Consider the following 2,355-nt stretch of genomic DNA (forward strand, 5'->3'; position numbering starts at 1 on the left):
GCGCTGCTCGCCGCGTCCGGCGCCACCGGCGTCAGCGGCGCCTTGACGTACGGGCCCGGGTCATACGGCGTCTGCGCGTTCTTCGCCAGCACGGGGAGCCAGTCCGTGGTGCGGCCCGCGCCGAGCGACCGCGCCAGGACGGCCTCGTCGAGCGGGCCCGTCGTGTAGTCGAGCTCCTGAGTGAGCACGCCCTGGATGACCAGGCTGTCCACCGGGGTCCACGGCGTGGGATACGACCCGGTGAGGGTGAACACCGCGGGCCAGTCGCCGGCCGCGCGGACCGCGGCGATGTCGTCGTTGACGCCCTGGGCGTACGCGAGCAGCGCGGCGCGGGCCTGGCCGGTGGTGCGCGCCCACTCATTCTGCGCGGTGCGCAGCAGGCCGAGCCGCAGCTCGAACTCGTCGCTGCTCAGGTCGCTCGGGCCGGCGAGTTGCGCGAGGCGGCCCTCCCCCAGGCGGCGCTCCAGGTCCATCTCCGACAGCCGGAACTTCGCGTGCACGTACCCCAGCGCCACGAAAAGGTCGTGCGTATTCGCGGCGTCGATCGAGGCGAGGCCCTGGCTGCTGTACGAGACGGAGACCGGCGCGGTCAGCCCGGGCACGTGCAGCGTCTGCGAGCCGGCCGGCTGTCCGCCGGAGGCCGACGTCCAGGCGCCCCGGCCGGGGTCGAGCGCGGGGCCGAGAGCCGGTATCGTTCCGTAGCCGAAGCCGAGTACGCCAAGCAGTGCCGCCGACACCACCACGGCCGCGACCGCGTTGAGCACAGAGCGCAATCGCCAGCGGCCTACTCGCCTGTCACGGATCCACATTCCGCTCGTTTTATCACGCTCGTGCAATGTTCGGCGCAAGTTACCTGCGCTTTTAGGGCCGGATGTCCGCTTTTAAGGCCCCCTTATAGGGGGACAATTGATTACGGAGCGCGGCTCCCCGGCCGCGCCCGTATCGGTACGCTGAGGTGGTGAGATGGATGGCTTGGCCCCGGAGCAAGAAATCCAGGTCATCAGCGCTGCCCGGGACATCTGAGCATGATGGCGTGCAGGTTAGCGTGACACCGGCGCCTGACGCTGACCGGGCCGAGGCAACGAAACAGAATGCCGGTGTCAACGGCACCAGGTATTCGGTATCCGACCGGCCGGGATCGCCCACGTCCCGGTGGACCGCCGGCGGACGGCGTTCGGCGAATGGACGGCAGGCGGCTTCCCCGCCGAAGGCGGCGGGCGTGCAGTACGCGGACTCGGGCGTGGATGATGTGTCCGCCGAGATCGACGAGGCCACCGACGTGAACGGCGGCCGGCGGCGGGACGACGGGATCGCGATACTCGAGGGCGTGGTGACCACCGAGGTCCCGCCCGACGAGCCGCCCACGGCCGACCTGGACGTGCCGCAGCCGGCGTGGAACCAGCAGGTCTCGAGGCCGCGGCCAGTGCGGGCCGCCGCGACGGGCAGCGCCGCGGCGGGCGAGCGGACCTCGTCCGGCGAGCTGCCGGTGTCCGTCACCCCGCCCGCGTGGGACAGCGGCCAGCGGCGGATCGGCGTCCGCGACCTGCCGCCCGACGTACGGCTGCGCATGTGGCGGTTCCGCGCGATCGTCGTGATCGTCGTCGGCGTCGTCTTCACGATCGTCGCCAGCTGGCAGATCGGCCTCTCGCTCGCCATCCTGGCCGGCATCATCGACACCGTGTACCGGTCGCGGACCGCCGCGGACGTCGCGGTCGGCGGGAGCCTGGCAGCCGCGCAGCGCAGCACCAGGCGGCAGCTTTCCAGGATGCGCCGCGCCGGGTATCTCGCGCTGAACGCGCGGCCCATCCCCGGCAGCCGGGAAGTCATCGACCACCTGGTGGTCGGCCCCACCGGCGTGTACGCGATTGACTCGGAGCGCTGGCACAAGCGGGTGCCGATCCGCACCTACAACGGCAAGCAGCTCTGGCACGGCCCGGAGAACAAGACGCAGCGGCTCGAGCACGCCAAATGGGAGGCGCAGCAGGCCAGCGAGCGGCTGTCGACCGCGGTCGGCTTCGACGTCCCCGTCCACGCCGCGATGGCCATCTACGGGCCGAAGATCCCCTGGGGCATCGCGACCATCAAGGACGTCGACGTGTTCACGGGTACGGATCTGGGCAAGTACCTGAAGCGCCGCGGCCGGATGCGCGACCTGCCGCGGCTGTCCAAGGAGCAGGTCCAGGCCATCTACGACTCGGCGAGCAGCGTGCTGCCTGACGTCGGGCCGACGAGGACCTTCACACCGGTAGGCTGAACTCCCAGGAAACTGGCCAGGAGAGTCGTCCGGCAAGGGAGTCGGCATGCCACCGCTGAGGTCGCGCACGGTCACGCACGGCAGGAACATGGCGGGAGCGC

2 protein-coding genes are annotated in these 2,355 nt (G+C 71.0%); one reads left to right on the plus strand and one right to left on the minus strand.

The features are described 5' to 3' along the window. Positions 1-809 (minus strand): penicillin acylase family protein (locus tag WA805_RS14850; RefSeq protein WP_425242609.1); only part of this gene is annotated, 809 nt, incomplete at its 3' end. Between the two features lie 410 nt (positions 810-1,219). On the opposite strand from WA805_RS14850, the gene WA805_RS14855 reads away from it, so the two are divergent. Continuing rightward, the gene (locus WA805_RS14855; protein ID WP_425242610.1) at positions 1,220-2,254 is read left to right on the plus strand and encodes a nuclease-related domain-containing protein; all 1,035 of its coding nucleotides are present in this window, start codon (positions 1,220-1,222) and stop codon (positions 2,252-2,254) included. The last annotated feature ends 101 nt before the right edge of the window (positions 2,255-2,355 follow it).

This window comes from Trebonia sp., assembly GCF_049794275.1.
Taxonomy (GTDB): Bacteria; Actinomycetota; Actinomycetes; order Streptosporangiales; family Streptosporangiaceae; genus Trebonia.